Annotated in this window: 16 protein-coding genes; 12 read left to right on the plus strand and 4 right to left on the minus strand. The window is 71.2% G+C overall.

Going from position 1 to position 19,097, the window contains the following annotated elements; all coding sequences use genetic code 11:
- Positions 1–77 precede the first annotated feature (77 nt).
- From ACPYN5_RS00535 to ACPYN5_RS00560, 6 genes are all read left to right on the plus strand, one after another.
- Positions 78–1,409: an extracellular solute-binding protein gene (locus ACPYN5_RS00535; protein ID WP_424447034.1), complete on the plus strand. Its 1,332-nt coding sequence runs from the start codon at positions 78–80 to the stop codon at positions 1,407–1,409.
- Positions 1,406–2,377, plus strand: a complete 972-nt coding sequence (locus tag ACPYN5_RS00540; protein WP_424447035.1) for a carbohydrate ABC transporter permease — start codon at positions 1,406–1,408, stop codon at positions 2,375–2,377. The genes ACPYN5_RS00535 and ACPYN5_RS00540 overlap by 4 nt, the downstream gene beginning before the upstream one ends.
- Positions 2,374–3,291, plus strand: a complete 918-nt coding sequence (locus ACPYN5_RS00545) for a carbohydrate ABC transporter permease (protein ID WP_424447036.1) — start codon at positions 2,374–2,376, stop codon at positions 3,289–3,291. The genes ACPYN5_RS00540 and ACPYN5_RS00545 overlap by 4 nt, the downstream gene beginning before the upstream one ends.
- Before the next feature lie 58 nt (positions 3,292–3,349).
- On the plus strand, positions 3,350–4,891 hold the full coding sequence (gene arfA / locus ACPYN5_RS00550) for an arabinosylfuranosidase ArfA (protein ID WP_424447037.1): 1,542 nt from the start codon (positions 3,350–3,352) through the stop codon (positions 4,889–4,891).
- 284 nt (positions 4,892–5,175) lie between these two features.
- Complete coding sequence (locus tag ACPYN5_RS00555; RefSeq protein ID WP_424447038.1) at positions 5,176–5,736, plus strand: acyl-CoA thioesterase; 561 nt, start codon at positions 5,176–5,178, stop codon at positions 5,734–5,736.
- 42 nt (positions 5,737–5,778) lie between these two features.
- Complete coding sequence (locus ACPYN5_RS00560; RefSeq protein WP_424447039.1) at positions 5,779–7,104, plus strand: hypothetical protein; 1,326 nt, start codon at positions 5,779–5,781, stop codon at positions 7,102–7,104.
- Positions 7,105–7,523: 419 nt separating this feature from the next.
- Here ACPYN5_RS00560 and ACPYN5_RS00565 read toward each other — a convergent pair whose 3' ends face one another.
- Together ACPYN5_RS00565 and ACPYN5_RS00570 are read right to left on the minus strand one after the other, a co-directional pair.
- Positions 7,524–8,099: a hypothetical protein gene (locus ACPYN5_RS00565; RefSeq protein ID WP_424447040.1), complete on the minus strand. Its 576-nt coding sequence runs from the start codon at positions 8,097–8,099 to the stop codon at positions 7,524–7,526.
- Positions 8,096–8,755: a hypothetical protein gene (locus ACPYN5_RS00570; RefSeq protein ID WP_424447041.1), complete on the minus strand. Its 660-nt coding sequence runs from the start codon at positions 8,753–8,755 to the stop codon at positions 8,096–8,098. Before ACPYN5_RS00570 ends, ACPYN5_RS00565 begins: the two co-directional genes overlap by 4 nt.
- 99 nt (positions 8,756–8,854) lie before the next feature.
- Here ACPYN5_RS00570 and ACPYN5_RS00575 point away from each other — a divergent pair, with 99 nt between their 5' ends.
- Together ACPYN5_RS00575 and ACPYN5_RS00580 are read left to right on the plus strand one after the other, a co-directional pair.
- Entirely contained in the window at positions 8,855–12,553 is a 3,699-nt protein-coding gene (locus ACPYN5_RS00575) for a bifunctional proline dehydrogenase/L-glutamate gamma-semialdehyde dehydrogenase (protein ID WP_424447042.1), read from the plus strand.
- A 65-nt stretch (positions 12,554–12,618) separates the two neighbouring features.
- Entirely contained in the window at positions 12,619–12,900 is a 282-nt protein-coding gene (locus tag ACPYN5_RS00580) for a hypothetical protein (protein ID WP_424447043.1), read from the plus strand.
- Positions 12,901–12,905: 5 nt separating this feature from the next.
- Here the strand turns inward: ACPYN5_RS00580 and ACPYN5_RS00585 are convergent, their stop codons facing one another.
- A complete protein-coding gene (locus ACPYN5_RS00585; protein ID WP_424447044.1) occupies positions 12,906–13,796 on the minus strand; it encodes an aldo/keto reductase in 891 nt (296 codons plus the stop codon).
- 218 nt (positions 13,797–14,014) lie between these two features.
- On the opposite strand from ACPYN5_RS00585, the gene ACPYN5_RS00590 reads away from it, so the two are divergent.
- From ACPYN5_RS00590 to ACPYN5_RS00605, 4 genes are all read left to right on the plus strand, one after another.
- Complete coding sequence (locus ACPYN5_RS00590; RefSeq protein ID WP_424447045.1) at positions 14,015–15,169, plus strand: aminotransferase class III-fold pyridoxal phosphate-dependent enzyme; 1,155 nt, start codon at positions 14,015–14,017, stop codon at positions 15,167–15,169.
- A gap of 190 nt (positions 15,170–15,359) precedes the next feature.
- Complete coding sequence (locus ACPYN5_RS00595) at positions 15,360–17,024, plus strand: circularly permuted type 2 ATP-grasp protein (RefSeq protein WP_424447047.1); 1,665 nt, start codon at positions 15,360–15,362, stop codon at positions 17,022–17,024.
- Positions 17,018–17,950 carry an alpha-E domain-containing protein gene (locus ACPYN5_RS00600; RefSeq protein WP_424447048.1) on the plus strand — a complete coding sequence of 311 codons (933 nt, stop codon included), beginning with the start codon at positions 17,018–17,020 and terminating at the stop codon, positions 17,948–17,950. Before ACPYN5_RS00595 ends, ACPYN5_RS00600 begins: the two co-directional genes overlap by 7 nt.
- A complete protein-coding gene (locus tag ACPYN5_RS00605; protein WP_424447049.1) occupies positions 17,947–18,792 on the plus strand; it encodes a transglutaminase family protein in 846 nt (281 codons plus the stop codon). Before ACPYN5_RS00600 ends, ACPYN5_RS00605 begins: the two co-directional genes overlap by 4 nt.
- Before the next feature lie 92 nt (positions 18,793–18,884).
- Here ACPYN5_RS00605 and ACPYN5_RS00610 read toward each other — a convergent pair whose 3' ends face one another.
- Positions 18,885–19,082: a hypothetical protein gene (locus ACPYN5_RS00610; RefSeq protein ID WP_424447050.1), complete on the minus strand. Its 198-nt coding sequence runs from the start codon at positions 19,080–19,082 to the stop codon at positions 18,885–18,887.
- Positions 19,083–19,097: the final 15 nt, after the last annotated feature.

A 19,097-nucleotide genomic window follows, 5' to 3' on the forward strand; every position in this document is an offset into this window, starting at 1 on the left:
GCGCATTGATTACATCGATGTAAAAGTGGAACTGTCCTTGGTTGTCACAATGTCGTGCCGTCACAAAGGAGTGACCGATGGCCCCACCTCTCGAACTCACCCGGCGCCGTTTCCTCAGCGGTGCCGCCGCCCTCGCCGGCACCGCGTTCCTCGCCTCGTGCGCGGGCCTCCCCGGCGGCTCCACCGCCCGTACCCTCCAGTTCTGGCACCTCCTCTCGGGCGCGGACGGCGTCACCATGTCGGGACTCATCGACGGCGTGAACGCTGCGCAGTCCGACTACCTCGTGCGCCCGACGGTGCTCTCCTGGGGCGAGCCGTACTACACCAAGCTCGCGATGGCTGCTGCCGGAGGCCGGGCGCCGGACGTCTCGGTCATGCACGCCTCCCGCGTCGTCGGGTACGCGCCGGGCGGTCTGCTCGACACGTGGGACACGGCGCGGCTCGCCGACCTCGGCGTCGACTCGAGCACCTTCACCGACGCGATCTGGCGGAAGGGCTTCATCGGCGACGACCTGTACAGCGTCGCGCTCGACGCGCATCCGTTCATCCTGATGTACAACACCGACATCTGCGCCGAGGCCGGCGTCCTCGACAGCGACGGGAAGCTGCCGCCGATCACCTCTCCCGAGGACTTCCTCGAGCTCGGGCGGGCGGTCGCCGCGGTGTCGGAGTCGCACGGGCTCTCCTACGGCTACCTCGGCGACGGCGCTCAGATGTGGCGCCTGTTCTACACGCTCTATACGCAGCACGGGCTCGAGATCGAGCTCCCCGAGGGCGGCACGGCGCAGATCGACGAGGATGCCGCGGTCGCCGCGCTGAGCTTCATGCAGGAGCTGCTCGACGACGAGATCGCCGCGCGAAGCGCCGACTACCAGAGCGCGATCGCAGAGTTCGCGACCGGTCGCAGTGGGCTGTTCCTCACGGGAGTGTGGGAACTGCGCTCGATGCAGGAGCAGGACCTGCCGATCGACGCCGTCGTCATCCCGCCGGTCTTCGGCACGCCGTCGGTCTACGCCGACTCGCACTCGTTCACCCTGCCGCACCAGAGCTCACCCGACGAGAAGACCCGCGACCTGGTGTACCGCTTCGTCGCCGACATCCTGAAGGGTTCGTTCGACTGGGCGGGGGCCGGACACATCCCCGCGTACCTGCCCGTCACGCAGTCGGCCGCCTACGCCGACCTGCTTCCGCAGGCCCACTACGCCGAGGCCGCGGAGCTGGTGAAGTACGACCCGCCAGCGTGGTTCACCGGCTCGGGCTCGCGCTTCCAAGCCGACTTCGGCGCCGCCGTGCAGAACGTCCTGCTGCAAGGCGCCGACCCGGCCGAGGCCATCGCGCGCTTCCGTTCCGGCGTCGACCAGCGCCTGCGAACGCCCAACCCGGCAGCACCGCAGGGAGCGCGCTCATGACCCTCGACACCGGATCCGGGCGGGCCGGTCTCGCCGACACCGCCGCGACGCGCACGATCGTCACGGGCCAGCGCACGGGACGTCGCCGTCACGCGGGCGACCGCGGCGAGCAGCGGATCGCCTGGGGATTCCTCGCCCCGTTCCTCATCGCTTTCGCCCTCTTCCTCGTCTGGCCGCTGCTGCACGGGCTGTACCTCAGCTTCACCGATCAGTCGCTCACCGGCGCCGGCGGCTCGTTCGTCGGCATCGCGAACTACGTCGAGGCGCTCGGCGATCCGGTCATGTGGCGCTCGCTCGGCAACACGGCGTGGTTCACGGTGCTCTCCACCGTGCCGCTCGTCGTGCTCGCGCTGGTCATGGCGCTGCTCGTCCAACGCGGACTGCCCGGCCAGTGGCTCTGGCGGCTGTCGTTCTTCATGCCGTACCTGCTGGCCTCCACGGTGATCTCGCAGATCTGGGTGTGGATCTTCAACCCGCAGATCGGCGCCGCCAACGGCATCCTCGAGGCGTTCGGCCTGGAACCGATCGCGTGGCTGCAGAACCCCGACACCAACATGCTGGCCATCGTCGTCGCCACGGTCTGGTGGACGGTCGGATTCAACTTCCTGCTCTACCTCGCGGCCCTCCAGAACATCCCCGAGACGCAGTACGAAGCGGCATCCATCGACGGCGCGGGGGAGTGGCGCAAGCTCTTCTCGATCACGATCCCGCAACTCGGCCAGACCACCGTGCTCATCGTCATCCTGCAGGTGCTGGCGTCGCTGAAGCTGTTCGACCAGGCCTACCAGATGCTCGGAGGCATCGCGAGCGAGACCACCCGCTCGATCGTCCAGTACATCTACGAGTCCGGGTTCGTCGGCTACCGCTTCGGCTACTCGGCGGCGATCTCGTACGTCTTCTTCGCCGTGATCGTGCTGATCGGCGTCATCCAGGCCCTCGTCACCCGCAGCCGCAAGGAGCACTCATGAGCGCCGCAACCGCCGGCTCCACGGCGACCCGCGCCGTCGTCGCACCGGGAGTCGCCGCCGATCCGCGTGGGCACAAGCCCGGACAGCGCCGATTCGGTCCGCTGAACATCGTCGCCTTCATCGTCCTCGCCCTGATGGCGATCGGCTGGCTGCTGCCGTTCCTCTGGGCGCTGGCGACAGCGTTCAAGACCGAGACGGATGCCGCCTCCGGCGCCGGCGGCTGGGTCGGCGAGAGCGGCCCCACCACCGAGGCGTTCACCTCGATCCTCTCGCAGGGGAACGTCTGGATCTGGGCCGGCAACAGCCTGTGGACCTCGGCGGCGATCACACTCATCACCCTCGCCATCTCGGCCGTGGCCGCGTACGCGTTCTCGCGACTGGAGTTCCGGGGCAAGAGGCTGCTGTACGGAGCGGTCATCGCCTCGATCGTCATCCCGCCGCAGGTGCTGATCATCCCGCTCTTCTACGAGATGCTCGCGTTCAACCTCGTCGACACACCGTGGGGCCTGATCCTGCCGCAGGTCGTCGCGCCGGCGATGGTGTTCATCCTGAAGAAGTTCTTCGACCAGGTGCCGGTCGAGCTCGAGGATGCCGCCCGGGTCGACGGTGCCGGACGCTTCCGCGTCTTCTGGTCGATCGTGCTGCCGCTGTCGCGGCCGATCCTCGGCGCCGTGGCGATCTTCGTCTTCATCATCGCGTGGAACAACTTCCTCTGGCCGTTCCTCATCATCAACGACACGACCCTCATGACCCTGCCGGTGGGCCTTCAGACGGTCATCAGCGCGTACGGCGTGCAGTACGCCCAGGTCATGGCTCAGGCCGTGCTCGCATCCTTGCCGCTGATCATCGTGTTCCTGGTCTTCCAGAAGCAGATCGTCCGCGGCGTCGCCACCACCGGCTTCGGCGGTCAATGACCGGCGCCCCCGCCGCACATCCCGTCGCACACCCTCACCCCGAAAGAACAGGAGCATCATGCCCCGCGCCCGCATCGTCCTCGATCGCGACTTCACCGTGGCAGACGTGCCGCGCCGCCTCTTCGGCTCGTTCGTCGAGCACATGGGCCGCTGCGTCTACACCGGCATCTTCGAACCCGGTCATCCGCAGGCCGACGAACGCGGCTTCCGTCGCGACGTCCTCTCGCTCGTGAAAGAGCTCGGCGCCACCGTCGTCCGCTATCCCGGCGGCAACTTCGTCTCGGGCTACAACTGGGAGGACGGCGTCGGCCCGGTCGCGGACCGCCCGCACCGGCTGGACGGTGCCTGGCACACGGTCGAGACGAACGCGTTCGGGCTCCACGAGTTCGTCGACTGGGCGCGCGAAGCCCAGGTCGAGGTCATGGAGGCGGTCAACCTCGGCACCCGCGGCGTCGACGAGGCGCGCGCCCTCGTCGAGTACGCCAACCACGCCGGCGGCACGTACTGGTCGGACCTGCGTCGCCGCAACGGCGCCGCGGACCCGTTCGACATCCGGCTGTGGTGCCTCGGCAACGAGCTCGACGGTCCGTGGCAGATCGGTCACAAGACCGCGCACGAGTACGGCCGCCTCGCCCAGGAGACCGCGAAGGCCATGCGCCTGGTCGACCCCGACATCGAGCTCGTCGCGGTGGGGTCGTCGAACCGGCAGATGCCGACCTTCGGCACGTGGGAGCACACCGTGCTCACGCACGCGTACGACGAGGTCGACTACATCTCGATGCACGCCTACTACCAGGAGGACGGCGGCGACGCGGCATCCTTCCTCGCCGAGGCCGTCGACATGGACGCCTTCATCGACGGCGTCGTCTCGACCATCGACGCGGTCAAGGCGGCCGGCAAGCACCGGAAGCAGGTCGACATCTCGTTCGACGAGTGGAACGTCTGGTACCAGCGTGGCCTCGAAACCGAAGACCAGCCCCACATCGTGTCGGCCTCGAAGCAGTGGCGCGCCCACCCGCGGCTGATCGAGGACACGTACAACGTGACCGACGCCGTCGTGGTGGGAACCTTCCTGCACAGCCTGCTGCGGCACGGCGACCGCGTGCGCATCGCCAATCAGGCGCAGCTGGTGAACGTCATCGCCCCGATCCGCTCCGAGGAGGGCGGCCCCGCGTGGCGGCAGTCGATCTTCTGGCCCTTCGCCCGGATGTCGCAGCTCGCCCAGGGTCGCGTGCTGCGGCTCGCGGTCGACTCCGACCAGACCCCGACGGCCAAGTTCGGCGATGTGGATGTCGTCGACGCCGCCGCGACGTGGGACGAGGCCACGGGGCGGGTCGCGCTGTTCGTCGCGAACCGGTCGCTCGAGTCGGAGACGGAGGTGTCGCTCGAGCTGCGCGGGCTCGGAGCCTCGAGCGTCGTGTCCGCCGAGGTGTTGACGGTGCCCGAAGGCGGCGACCGTCTCGCGGCCAACACCGAGGCGGACCAGGATGCCGTCGGCCTCGTGCCCCTGCGCGGCGTCGGTCTCGACGAGGGCGTGCTGCGGGCGACCCTGCCCGCGTTGTCGTGGGCGGTCATCGTGCTCGACACCGCCCGCGCCTGAGCGGAGCCGCCGCGGGCGCGTTTCGACTCGCTGCGCTCGCTCAACGTCCGGGTGGGGCGGGGGCACCCGGTCGTTGAGCGAGGAGCGCAGCGACGAGACGAAACGCCCACGCGGGGCGGGGGCACTCGGTCGTTGAGCGAGGAGCGCAGCGACGAGACGAAACCCGCGCGCTCGGTCGTTGAGCGAGGAGCGCAGCGACGAGACGAAACGCCCACGCGGCGCCTTGTGCGAAGTGGACAACGGATGCGGCAGCGAGCAGGGGGCATCCGATAGCGTCGGCCCTCGTGAACGTGTGGCTCCGGACCCTGCTGACGATCTGGCGAGCGCAGCGACAGCTGCGCAGGAACGGTCCGCGGCCGCTCATGGCGGTCGGCCGGGTGAAGCTGCGGACGCTGCCCACCGACATCGACCTGCTCGGGCACATGAACAACGGGCGGTACGCCTCGCTGTTCGACCTCGGCCGGTTCGACCTGCTCGTGCGCAACGGCATCTGGGACACCTTCCAGGAGAAGGGGTGGTACGGCGTCGTCGCCAGCAGCACCATCACCTTCCGCAAGTCGCTGGGCCTCTGGCAGCGGTTCACGATCGAGACGCGCCTGCACGGGCACGACGACAAGTCGGTGTACATGGTGCACCGCGCGGTCGTGGGGGGAGAGGTCTACGCCGAGATGCTCGTGCGGTCGCGATTCCTGCGCCGGACGGGTGGCATCGTGCCCCTCGACGAGCTGTTCGCGGTGCTCGGCCGGCGCGACGACCTGCCAGAGCTCGAGCCGTGGATGAGCGAGTGGGCCGCGTCGACCGCGCTGCCGTCGACGCGTGCCGAGGCGCCCAGCGTCTGGGAGTGATCCCCGGCGGTGCCGTCGCCAGGCCGGCGCTAGGGTGAAGCCGTGATCGCCGTCGCCGTCCGCGCTGCCCGCCTGTTCGCGGCGCACTGGCCGGCGCTGCTCGCCTGGTACCTCGCCGGCGCGCTGGCGAACTACGTCGTCGTCGAGGTCGCCGGGTTCGTCGGGGCGTACACCGCCATCGGCGGACTGATGATCATGCCGCTGGCGATCCTCGCGCCGCTCACGGCGTACGTCGCGATGTTCCTCGTGCTTCGCGACGGCATGTCGCAGCTGCAGAAGCTCGCACCGCGTTCGCCCGACGCCCGCGAGCGCCGCCGGCAGTTCGTCAGCGCCCTGCTGGGCGGCATCCTGCCCTTCTTCGCGTTCTACACGGCGTGGGGCTTCCTCCGCGGCGACATGCAGGACTACACCGAGCGCGCTCTCGAGGTGCGCCGCACCGCATCGCAGGTGTCGGGCGTCGTGTTCGAGAGCCAGGGCACGGTCGACCGTCTGGGCTTCGACGCCGTCACGATCCCGATCATCGTCCTGGCCTTCGCCGGTCGCTGGGCGTACAAGCGCTGGAACGCCCGGCTTCCCCGCTGGTCGTCGCCCCTCGCGGTGTACCTCGAGGCCGTCTGGGTGTTCCTCACGCTGTACCTCATCTCGGACGGGCTGGGGCAGATCACCGGGTGGGTGCAGTCGCGCCAGGCGATGGTGTGGCTCGCCGACTTCCGGGCGGGGCTGACAGGCGTCCTCGCCCCCGTGGCGTTCGTGTGGGACGGGGTCGAGTGGCTGCTCGGCGAGGCCGGCGGCATCCTCCTGCTGCCGATCGCCTGGCTGACCATCGCCGGTGTCCTCTACGGGCAGGCGGTCGCCGCGAGCGCCCCGAAGCTCGCGGGCCGCGTTCCCGAACGCGTTCGCACGCGCTACGGCACCATCCCCGCGCGTGCCCGCCGCCGAATGAACGACGTCGGTGGCAGCCTCGTCGCACGCTTCCGTCCCATCGGCGCGGCCCTTGTGCTCATGTGGCGGGCCGGTCCCGCCCTGATCGGCGGCTACGTCCTGCTCTTCACCCTCGCCCTCGCCCTCGAACCGCTCGTGGGCCTCGGGCTGACGCGGCTCGTGGGGCCGCACGACGTCGACGGCTACTGGATGGTGTTCGACGAGCTGCTCGTCCTCGCTGTGGGCCTTGTCATCGAGCCGATCCGCGTCGCCCTCGTCGCCGGGGCGTACGACCGGACACTCGCGAGGTTGAGCCCCGCGTCAGTCCAGGTCGAAGCGGACGGTGTGCCCGTCGTCGCCGACCGCGACGTCGAGCCCGAACGGCCCCGCGTCGTCCGGGACGACGAACAGGGCCGCGACGCGGACGTCGTCGGCGACCGAGTCTGACGGGCAGGCCGTCGACGTCCCGGCGGGGAGCTGCCAGGCGGGGTCGGAGACCGGCGCCCAGCGGCGCTCGCCGCCCGCGCGCTCTCGCAGCGAGAAGATGCTGCAGACGGTCGGACCCGGACCCGGCGCGACGGAGACGGTCGCCATCATCGCCCGCGTCCCCGGCGGGGCCTCCACCTCCGGGGCATCCGCGATCGTCGCCGGACCGAAGCGCGCCCCCTCGGACTCGACGACGTCGCCCGTCGAGACGACGGCAGCCGGCGGCGCGTCGAAAGCGGTCCTCCCCGTCGTCCACTCCTGAAGACCCACGACCGCCGCGGATGCGGGGACGAGCAGTGCGAGGGCGATGAGGGCGGCCGTGTTGCGTCGCCACCATCCCCTCCGCGGCGGGGCCGGGTCGCGGCGTGTGACGTCCGTCGTCATGACGCATCCTCGCGATCGGGATCGAGGATCTCGCGTTCGGCGACGACGGGCAGCGCCTCGAGGTCGAAGCGGTACTCGATGACCGAGTCGGCGCGCGTATCGGCGTTGAGCGCGAACTGAAGCACGGCGGGGCCTGTCGCGTCGGCGGGCAGCTCGAAGCCGACGGATCCGGTCCGGGGGATGCCGATCGACAACGACTGTTCGATCATCGACGGGCGCCGTTCGGTCGCCCGATAGACGCGGCCGTCGACGACAAGCTGCGCGGTGACGAGCCGCGCGCGCAGCTCGTCGGTGACCGCCTCGGCGGAGATGTCGACGACGACCCACGATCCCTCGGCCCGCCACCCGTCGTCGGCGGTGACCGCATCGGCGCGGGTGACATCCTCGACGGTGACGATGAGATTCCTGCCCGCCGCCGGCTCATCCGCGCGCGCCTCGACGACGAAGGGCGCCCACGCGGCGGTGTCGGGCGGGGTGATGAGCGCGACGAACCAGGCCGCGACGACACAGCCCAGCCCGATCGCCCACGGAGCGGCTCGCCGGAGTGTGTTCTTCGTCTGGACGCCGCTCATGACGACCCGTCTCCTCGGTCCTCGGCGACGACCGAGACCGTCGCCCCCGGACGCGGATCGCCCCAGTAGTCGCCGTCGACGACGAAGGAGCCGCTCGAGAGCGTCTGGTCGGACAGGACCACGTCGACCTCGTCGCCGTCGGCGAAGAGGTTCTCCGGCACGATCCACGTGAGCACCAGCGTCGCCGGCACCCCCGGCTGCAGCCAGGGGGAGCGCGCGGCGTCGTCGTACCGCGCGACGCTCGTCGGTCGCACGCCCTCGAGGGCGGTGATCTCGATCGTCGACGCGATGCCGTTCTGCGCCTCGACCTTCTCCGCCCGGTTCCAGCGGTTCTCCGCGTCGACGAGGACAGCGAGAACGCGTTCGCCCGCGGCAGCGGAGGCGCCCGCTTCGGGGAAGGTGTCGAGCAGCACCGCGCGCTGCACCGTCAGCGCGACGCGATCGTTGACGTGCTGCTCGCCTCCGGCGAGGTGAGGCACCTCGCTCGCGGACACCGTGCTGAGGCCGCCGAAAGCGGCCGTCGCCGCGAGGAACAGTGCCGTGCCGATGCCCGCGAACCAGCGGGTCGGCACCCGGTCGGTCGCCGCCTGCAGCCGAGCGAAGCGCGATGGCCGCACCGGCTGCGCGACGGGTGAGGTCGGGTCCGGCTCGGTCACGACCACAGCATAGGGGTGCGGGTCCGTGCAGCGCCCTCGGGCCGTCCGCGAGCGGTGCGGTGCCGTGCCGCGCCGCCACCCGCGACATAGGCTGACGGCATGTCCGACACCGCTTCGTCCGGCACCACCTCGCCGGGCTTCCCCACCGACGATCCCCTCGCCCAACAGGCGGTGGACCTGGCCCAGAAGTGGGTGCACACGTCGGCCGATTTCCCCGCGGATGCCGCAGCGCAGCGCCTCGCCGGAGTCCTCCGCGACCCGAACGGCCTGCCGTTCACGATCGGCTTCGTCGACGGCGTCATGCGGCCCGAGAGCGTGACGGCCGCGGCGGCTCGCCTGCACCACGTCGCGCCGCTCGTGCCGGAGTTCCTGCCCTGGTACCTGCGCGGCGCCGTCCGCGTGGGCGGCGCGGTCGCGCCGATGCTGCCGACGCCCGTCGTCCCGATCGCCCGCACGGCGCTGCGGGAGATGGTCGGCCACCTCGTCGTGGACGCGCGCCCGCACAAGCTGGGGCCGGCGATCGCCCGGATCCGCGAGTCCGGCGCCCGCTTGAACCTGAACCTCCTCGGCGAAGCGGTGCTCGGCGAGGACGAGGCCCGCCGGCGACTCGAGGGCATCCACGAGCTGATCCGCCGGCCCGACGTCGACTACGTCTCGGTGAAGGTCTCCGCGATCGTCAGCCGCATCTCGATGTGGGCCTTCGACGAGGTCGTCGCCGACGTCATCGAGCGCCTGCTCCCGTTGTACCTCAGCGCGGCCGAGGACGGCACCTTCATCAACCTCGACATGGAGGAGTACCGCGACCTCGACCTCACGATCGCCGTCTTCACCCGCATCCTCGAGGACGAGCGGCTGCGGGGTCTCGAGGCCGGCATCGTGCTGCAGGCCTACCTGCCCGACGCCGCCGACGCGCTCGACGAGCTGACGGCCTGGGCGCAGACGCGCGTCGCCGCCGGCGGAAGCCGCGTCAAGGTGCGGCTGGTCAAGGGCGCCAACCTCGCGATGGAACGGGTGGATGCCGCCGTGCACGGTTGGCCGCTCGCTACCCACGCGAGCAAGCTCGACACCGACGCGATGTACCTGCGCTGCCTCGACCACGCCCTCCGCCCGGAGCGCAGCTCGGCGGTGCGGCTGGGAGTCGCCGGCCACAACCTCTTCGACATCGCCTACGCCTGGTTGCTCGCCGGCGAGCGCGGCGTGCGCGACGACATCGAGATCGAGATGCTGCTCGGCATGGCGCAGGGGCAGGTCGCGGCCGTCACGAACGATGTCGGTCAGGTGCTGCTGTACGTGCCGGTCGTCCGTCCCGACGAGTTCGACGTCGCCATCAGCTACCTCGTCCGCCGCCTCGAGGAGAACGCCTCGAGCGAGAACTTCCTCTCGGCGGCCTTCGACCTGGCGACCGACGCGAGCCTGTTCGAGCGCGAGCGCGACCGGTTCGTCGCCTCGCTCGCCCGCTCGGCCGATCCGGCGCTGCCGAGCGGGCCCAACCGCACGCAGGACCGCACGCTGGCCCTCCGCCCGATCGGGGCGCAGCGCATCACGCGCGATCCCGCCGAGGACGACGCGGGCCTCACGCAGGCCGTCCTCGGCATCGCCGACGCAGCGGGGTCGTCCGCAGGCGACACGACGGCGCTCGGCGAGCACGACGACGTCCTCTTCGGCGGGGAGCGTTTCGTCGAGACCGCCGTCTACGCGCCGCGCGAGTCGCGTCGCTCGCCGGCCCTCGGGGCGCCCGGCTTCTCGAACACCCCCGATTCCGACCCCGCGCTCGCCGTCAACCGGGCGTGGGCGCGCGGCATCCTCGCGCGCATCGAGGGCAGCACCGCCGGGGCCGGGACGATCGAGTCCGCACGGGTCGACGACGCGGGAACCCTCGACGAGATCGTGGCCCGGGTCGGCTCGGCGGCATCCGCGTGGGGCGGACTCCCCGCCGCCGATCGCAGCGCCGTGCTGCTCGCGGCGTCGCGGGCGCTCGAATCGCGCCGGGCCGAGCTGATCGAGGTCGCCGCGTCGGAGACCGGCAAGGTGCTCGCCGAAGCCGACGTCGAGGTCAGCGAGGCGGTCGACTTCGCGGCTTACTACGCCGCCACCGCGCGCGAGCTCGACCGGGTGAGCGGTGCCGTCTTCGAACCGGCATCGGTCACCGTGGTCACCCCGCCGTGGAACTTCCCGATCGCCATCCCCGCCGGCGGCGTGCTCGCAGCGCTCGCGGCCGGGTCGGGCGTCGTGTTCAAGCCCGCCCCGCAGGCGCGGCGCTGCGCGGCGGTGGTGGCCGAGGCGCTGTGGGATGCCGGCGTGCCGCGCGATCTGCTCGCCCTCGTCGACATCGACGAAGGCGACCTCGGACGCCGGCTCATCACGCATCCGTCGGTCGACCGCGTCATCCTCACCGGCTCGTGGGAGACGGCGGCGCTGTTCCGCTCGTGGCGCCCGGAACTGCCGCTGCTGGCGGAGACGAGCGGCAAGAACGCCATCATCGTCATGCCCTCGGCTGACCTCGATCTGGCGGCCGCCGACCTGATCAAGAGCGCCTTCGGGCACGCGGGGCAGAAGTGCTCCGCCGCCTCGCTCGCGATCCTCGTGGGCCCGGTCGGTCGGTCCCAGCGCTTCGCGCGCCAGCTCGTCGATGCGACGCGCTCGCTGCGGGTCGGCCCGCCGACCGACCCGCGCAGCGAGGTCGGGCCCGTGATCGAGCCGCCGCAGGGGAAGCTCGAGTGGGCGCTCACCTCGCTCGAGGACGGCGAGCGCTGGCTCGTCGAGCCGCGCCGTCTCGACCTCGGCGACGACACCGCCGGCCGGTTCTGGTCACCGGGTGTCAAGGTCGGGGTGAGCCCGGGGTCGCGCACGCACCTCGAGGAGTTCTTCGGGCCGGTGCTCGGCGTCATGCACGCCCGCACGCTCGACGAGGCGATCGAGCTGCAGAACGCCGTCGCCTACGGGCTGACGGCGGGCCTGCACACGCAGGACGCCGACGACCTCGAGACGTGGCTCGACCGCGTGCAGGCGGGAAACCTCTACGTCAACCGCGGGATCACCGGCGCGATCGTCCAGCGCCAGCCCTTCGGCGGGTGGAAGCGTTCTTCGGTGGGCGCGGGGACCAAGGCCGGCGGGCCGAACTACCTCATCGGTCTCGGCTCGTGGCGCGCCTCGAGCGGAGCGGCATCCAGCACGCTGCATCTGCGCGGTCTCGATTCCCGCATCACGACGATCATCGAGTCGGCGCAGCCCACCCTCGACTGGGAGTCCTTCGAGTGGCTGCGCCGGGGTGCGCTCTCGGATGCGGTCGCGTGGGACCGCGAGTTCGGGCAGGTGCGCGACGTGTCGGGCCTCGAGATCGAGCGGAACCTGTTCCGCTACCGCCCGGTCGATGTGGCGGTGCGCGCGTGTTCGGACGCGACCTGGCAGGCCGTGCTGCGTGTGCTCGTCGCGGGCGTGCGCGCGGGGTCGACCGTGACCCTGAGCTCGCCGGTCGGTCTTCCCGCCGGGGTCAGGCGAGCGCTCGGCGACGTCGGCATCGCCGTTTCGGTCGAGACGGACGGCGAGTGGCTGGAGCGGATCGCGGCGCCCGAGCGTCACCCCGGCCGCATCCGTCTGGTCGGCTCGCGCGAATCGGTCGCCGAGGTGCGCGCCGCGATCGCCGGGGCGACCGAGGGCGATCCCGATGTCGCCGTCTACGCCGACGAGGTCACGACGGCGGGCCGCGTCGAGCTGCTGCCGTTCGTCCACGAGCAGTCGATCACGATCACCGCCCACCGCTTCGGCAACCTCGACGACTGGTCCGAGGCGGTCATCTGACGGATGCGGGTGGTCGCAGCGGGGCGATGGCGCCTGACGTACGGCGGGCTGGGTAGCGTGGCGGGATGACCGATGACGCCGCCGCGCCCACGCTGATCCTCGCCCGCCTGTCGGTCGAGCGCGAGTCGCTTCTGGGCGCTCTGTTCATCGGGCTCGGCGCGGTCGGGCTCGCGATCGCCGTCATCGCGCTCGCCTTCTCGCCGTCGCTCAGCCTGCCGGTGCTCGTGGGCGTCGGCGCGGGCGCGGTGCTGCTCGTCCACGGCATCCTGCGACGCTCGGCCGCCGCGCGCGCCGCCGCCGCGCTCGACCGGCTCGAGCCCGCTGCGCCGCCGACCGCTTCTCGCTGAGCGGATCAGGCGTCGATGCCGACCGAATGCGACAGGCGGGCGTGCTCGTCGCCCGAGAGCTCGAGGTCGGCCGCCTTCGCGCTGTCGGTGATCGACGCCGCGCGGCGCGCGCCCGGGATGGGGATGACGGTGTCGCCGAGTCCCAGCTCCCAGGCGAGCACGACCTGCTGCGGGCTCACGTCGTGGGCTCGGGCGACCTCGCCGAAGACGGCGAAGCGGTCGCCGACCGACCGGGCTGCGCCGCCGGTGCCGCCGAGGGGGCTCCAGGGCAGGAACGCGATGCCGTGCTCGGCGCAATAGCGGAGTTCGTCGTAGCTGCCGGGATGCCGCGGCGAGAACTCGTTCTGCACGCTGGCGAGGCCGCCTTCGCCGAGGACCTGCTGGGCGATCTCGATCTCCTCGACGCTGGCGTTGGAGATGCCGATCGAGCGGATCTTGCCCTCCTGCTGCAGGGTCTTGAAGTTCTCGATGACCTCGCCGTAGACGAGCCAGCGGTCGGGTCGGTGGTACTGGTAGAGGTCGATCACATCGACGCGGAGCGCGCGGAGCGACGCCTCCACGGCCGTCCGCAGGTAGTCGAGCGAGCCGTCGCGGCCCCACTTCTCGCCCTCGCTGCGGGTGATGCCGCCCTTCGTGGCGACGACGATCTGCGAGCGGTCGCCGCCCCACGTGGCCAGCGCCTCGGCCATGATCTCCTCGTTGTGGCCCATCGTGTCCCAGCTCGGGGCGTAGATGTCGGCGGTGTCGAGCAGGGTGACGCCCGCGTCGAGCGCGGCGTGCACAGTGGCGACGGCATCCGTGCGGTCGGGGATCTGCTTGTCGTTGTTCATCGAGACGGGCATCCCGCCCAGGCCGATGGCCGAGACGGTGAACGGTCCGAGGGTGCGCTGCTGCATGGGTCTCCTTCGACGTTTCGCGACGTTCGCGGTGGTGTGGCTCCAGCCTGTCAGTCGGCGTCCGGATAACGCAGCACCTTGCGCATTCGCCGTGCGACCCCCTCCGTCCGCCGACTCGAACTGTCAGCGGAGTCCGAGAGGGGCGATGGAACAATGGATGCCGGCCACCCGGCGACCCGCCGCCGGATGCGCGACCGCCGACCGCCAGGAGGTCCGAAGTGACGATCGCCGAGCACGACCCGCACGCCGACACGAACGAGCCGGTTGCGGCGGTCCCGCCTCTCGCGGGGACCCCGCCGCTGCTGCCGGTCATGGTCGCGACGGGTGAGGGTGCGTGGGTCACCGACATCGAGGGGCGCCGGTATCTCGACCTGACCGGCGACCCGGCGCTCACGTTCGGGCACCGGCATCCCGCCCTGGTGGCCGTGGCCACCGAACAGCTGGGGCGGGTCACGGCGACGAGCGCGCCGGTCGCCCACGATCGCGCGAACGCGTTCGCGGCGGGGCTCGCCGATCTGCTCGAAGCCGAGGCCGCCCTGCCGGTCGCCACGGTACGGGACGCGGTCGAGGTGGCCGTCGCTGCGGCCGTGACCGCGCGGGCTCGCGCGGGGGAGGCGAGCACCGTCGTCGTCGCGGCCGGCTCGCACGATGCCGACGTCACCACGGGAGAGATCGCAGGGGCGCGCGCGATCGCGGTGCCGTTCGGCGACATCGACGCCCTGCTCGCGTCGCTCGAGCACACGACCGCGGCCGTCCTCCTCGAACCGGTGCAGGCTGCTGCGGGAATCGTCGTCCCGCCCGAGGGGTATCTCGAGGCGGTGCGGCAGGCCTGCGCGGAGCGCGGGATCGTCCTGGTCCTGGACGAGAGCAGCAGTGGCCTCGGCCGCCTGGGCGACACGGTCGCGCTCGACGCGGACGGCTCACGCCCCGACCTCCGCCTGCTCGGACCGGCTCTCGGCGGCGGCATCGTCCCCGTGGCCGCCGTCGTGGGGACGCACGCGCTGCTCGATGCGGCGGCGGCCCCCGCATCCGCGTCGCCGCTGGCCAGCGCGATCGGACACCGCGTCGTCGACATGCTCGCAGCGGGCGAGTTGCAGACTCGGGCGCGCGCGCTCGCCGAGCACCTCGCGGGGCGGCTGCAGACGCTCGTGGGCGCCGGGGTCGTGACGGTGCGCAGCGCGGGGGTGTGGGCGGGCCTCGACATCGAGCCGTCGGCGGGCACCGCCCCCGAGGTCGCGCGGCGGCTCGTGGCCCGCGGCGTTCTCGTCGGCGCCGTGGGCGAGACCACGATCGTGCTCACGCCGCCGCTCGTCATCCGCGCGACCGAGCTCGATTGGGCCATCGAGCAGCTGCGGGTCGTGCTCGCCGCCTGACCCCGTCGCGTCGCGTCGCGATACATCCGCAGGACCGGTGGTGCTGGTGTCTGCTCCCGCCGCGGGCAGGACGACATCGGCCCCACCGGTCCGACGGATGTAGCGCCGACCGACGCACCCGCTGTCGACACGGCGGGCGAAACGCAGGCGGAAATACTGACGCAACATGCGCCGGATTAGGCTCGCATCCATGGGTGACCTCTTCGACGGATACGGCTCGACGCTGACGCCGCGCAAGACCGTGTCGGGGGTTCCTCCGTACGACGAGATGTTCGAGGTCTCGGGCACCATGCCCGCCCCCGGAAGCTCGCGTGCCGCGTACCGCGAGCTGTACCAGGCGCTCGCGCAGATGACGCAGGAGGAGCTTCGCGGACGCACCGAGTCGCTCGCGAGCTCCTACCTCGCCCAGGGCGTGACGTTCGACTTCGCCGGCGAGGAGCGCCCGTTCCCGCTGGATGCCGTGCCGCGCGTCATCGACTACGACGAGTGGTCGCACGTCGAGTCGGGCGTGAAGCAGCGCGTGCGCGCGCTCGAGGCCTTCCTCGACGACGCCTACGGTCATCAGTTCTGCGTGCGCGACGGCGTGCTGCCGGCGAAGCTCATCGCCTCGTCGCAGTACTACTACCGCCAGGCCGCCGGCATCCGCTCCGCCAACGGCGTGCGTATCCAGGTCTCCGGCATCGACCTCATCCGCGACGAGCACGGCGAGATGCGCGTGCTCGAGGACAACGTGCGCGTGCCCTCGGGCGTCAGCTACGTCATCTCGAACCGCCGCGTCATGGCGCAGACCCTGCCCGAGCTTTTCGTCTCGATGCGGGTGCGGCCCGTGGGCGAGTACCCGAACAAGCTGCTGCAGGCGCTGCGCGCGTCGGCTCCTCCCGGCGTCGACGACCCCAACGTCGTCGTGCTGACGCCGGGCGTCTACAACTCCGCGTACTTCGAGCACACCCTCCTCGCGCGCCTCATGGGCGTCGAGCTCGTCGAGGGCCGCGACCTCGTCTGCTCGGGCGGCAAGGTGTTCATGCGGACGACGCGGGGACCGCAGCGCGTCGACGTCATCTACCGCCGGGTCGACGACGACTTCCTCGATCCGCTCCAGTTCCGCGCCGACTCGATGCTCGGCGCACCCGGGCTCATGCTCGCCGCACGTCTGGGCAACGTCACGATCGCCAACGCGGTCGGCAACGGCGTCGCCGACGACAAGCTGCTGTACACCTACGTGCCCGACCTCATCCGGTACTACCTCGCCGAGGAGCCCATCCTCAAGAACGTCGACACCTGGCGGCTCGAGGATCCGGGCGCGCTCGAGGAGGTGCTCGACCGCCTCGACGAGCTCGTCGTGAAGCCCGTCGACGGTTCCGGCGGCAAGGGACTGGTCGTGGGACCGGATGCCTCACCCGCCGAGCTCGAGAAGCTGCGCAAGAAGCTGCTCGCCGACCCGCGCGGGTGGATCGCCCAGCCCGTCGTGATGCTCTCGACCATCCCCACGCTCGTCGAAGACGGCATGCGCCCCCGTCACGCCGACCTGCGGCCCTTCGCCGTCAACAACGGCGACGAGGTGTGGGTGCTGCCGGGCGGCCTCACGCGGGTGGCGCTTCCGGAGGGGCAGCTCGTGGTGAACTCCAGCCAGGGCGGCGGCTCGAAGGACACGTGGGTCGTCGGCGGCGACGCGCCCCGCACCCTCGAATACAGCCAGGGCAACCTCGCCGGGCTCGTCGCCGATCAGGCGTCGACCCAGGCCATCCCGATCATCTACGACGAACAGGACCAGCCGGCGCACTCGCCGCAGGACCACCCCGGCAGCCTCAGCGAGCAGCAGGAACAGCAGCAGCAGAGCGGAGGTGCCACGTGCTGAGCCGCATCGCCGAGAGCCTCTTCTGGATCGGGCGCTACATCGAGCGGAGCGACGGCACCGCCCGCATCCTCGACGTCCACCTGCAGCTGCTCCTCGAAGACCCGTGGATCGACGAGGACACCGCGTGCCGGTCGCTGATGTCGGTGATGGGGTCGTTCCCGCCCGAGGGGCTCGAGACCGTCACCCGACAGGACGTGCTGACCCGCCTCGCCGTCGACCGCACCAACCCGTCGAGCATCGCCTACTCGCTGCAGTCGGCGCGCGAGAACGCCCGGCGGGCCCGCGAGATCGTCTCGACGGAACTCTGGGAGACCCTCAACACCACGTACTCGCGGATGCCGCGGCGGCTCAACGCCGAGAAGGTGCACGAGTTCTTCGGGTGGGTGCGCGAGCGCGCGGCGCTCGCCGTCGGCGTCACCGACTCGTCGACGAGCCGCGACGAGGCCTGGCAGTTCTTCACGCTGGGCCGCTCGATCGAGCGCACCGACATGACCGCCCGGCTGCTCGCGACGCGCTCGCTGACGGAGGAGTCGGGCCCGTCGTGGACGACGATCCTCCGCTCGTGCGGCGCGTACGAGGCGTACCTGCGCACCTACCGCGGCATGCCGAGCGCGCGCAACGCCGCCGAGTTCCTGTTGCTCGACCGGCTCTTCCCGCGCTCGATCATCCACTCGATCCAGCGCGCCGAGGAGTGCATGAGCGCGATCGACCCCGTCGCCGATCGCGTGGGCCACTCCAACGCGGTGCTCCGCGCCCTCGGCCGCATCCGCAACGACCTCGAATACCGGCCGCTGGGGGAGATCCTCTCGGAGCTGCCGGAGCACATGGACAACGTCCAGAAGGTGACCCGCGAGGCATCCGAGGCGATCCGCAGTCGCTTCTTCCCCACGGCGGCGGAGCCGAGCTGGATCGGAGAGACATCGTGAAGCGTCTGCGCATCGAGCACGCGACCGGATTCAGCTACCCCGGCGACGTCGCCGCGTCGTACAACGAGGCACGGATGCTGCCGAGCTCGACCGACAGCCAGTTCGTGCTGAGCTCGCAGCTCGACATCGACCCCACGACGGCCGTGAACCACTACGTCGACTACTTCGGCACCCGGGTCGCCGCCTTCGACGTGCTCGCCGCGCACAACTCGCTGTCGATCACGGCACGCTCGCTCGTCGAGGTGCGTCCCCGTCCCATCGAGCACCGGCAGATCTCGTGGCAGGAGCTCGCGGGCGAGACCGGGCGCTCGATCCACACGGTCGAGCAGCTCGGGCAGACGGCTCGGACCGCACCGCATCCCGAGGTCGTGAAGCTGGCCCGCGAGATCGCCGATTCGTACGACGAGCCCGGTCCCGCCGCGCACGCCATCGCCGTCGCGGTCGGGGATGCCGTCGAGTACATGCCGGGTGTCACCGGGGTGCACTCGACAGCGGCGGAGGCGTGGCCCGAGCGCAAGGGCGTCTGCCAGGACATCGCGCACATCACTCTCGGTGCCCTTCGCAGCGTCGGCATCCCCGCGCGGTACGTCTCGGGGTACCTGCATCCGGATCCCGAGGCGGCCGTCGGCGTGCCGGTCACGGGCGAGTCGCACGCGTGGGTCGAGTGGTTCGCCGGCGACTGGCAGAGCTTCGACCCCACCAACAACATCGAGATCAGCGATCGGCACGTGCTGGTGGGACGCGGCCGCGACTACAACGACGTCCCGCCGCTGCGCGGTGTGTTCGCCGGCCCGTACAAGAGCGCTCTGCACGTCACGGTGACGATCACGCGCGAGGCCTGATCCGCCGCGTCGCCACCGACCCGACGCGAAGCGTTGTTTCCGGGCCCCGCGAAGGGAGCGTTCGTGTCGGCTCGGTGGCGGCGCTGAGGGGGTCAGGCGGGCGGGTCGCCCGGGTCGAGCGTCTTCAGCATCTCCTCTTCGGCGGGGTTGTCGGCCGTGAGCTCCTGCTCGGTGGTCTCATCGCCGCCGCGGGGCGCGTCGTCGGTGATCGACTGCTCGGCACTCGGGTCGTCGAGGTGCCGGTCGCCGGTGGGCTCTTCGGACGGGATCGCGCTGTCGTGGCTGCTCATGGTCGCGACGTTACG

Source organism: Microbacterium arborescens, from assembly GCF_049707515.1.
Taxonomy (GTDB): Bacteria; Actinomycetota; Actinomycetes; order Actinomycetales; family Microbacteriaceae; genus Microbacterium; species Microbacterium arborescens_B.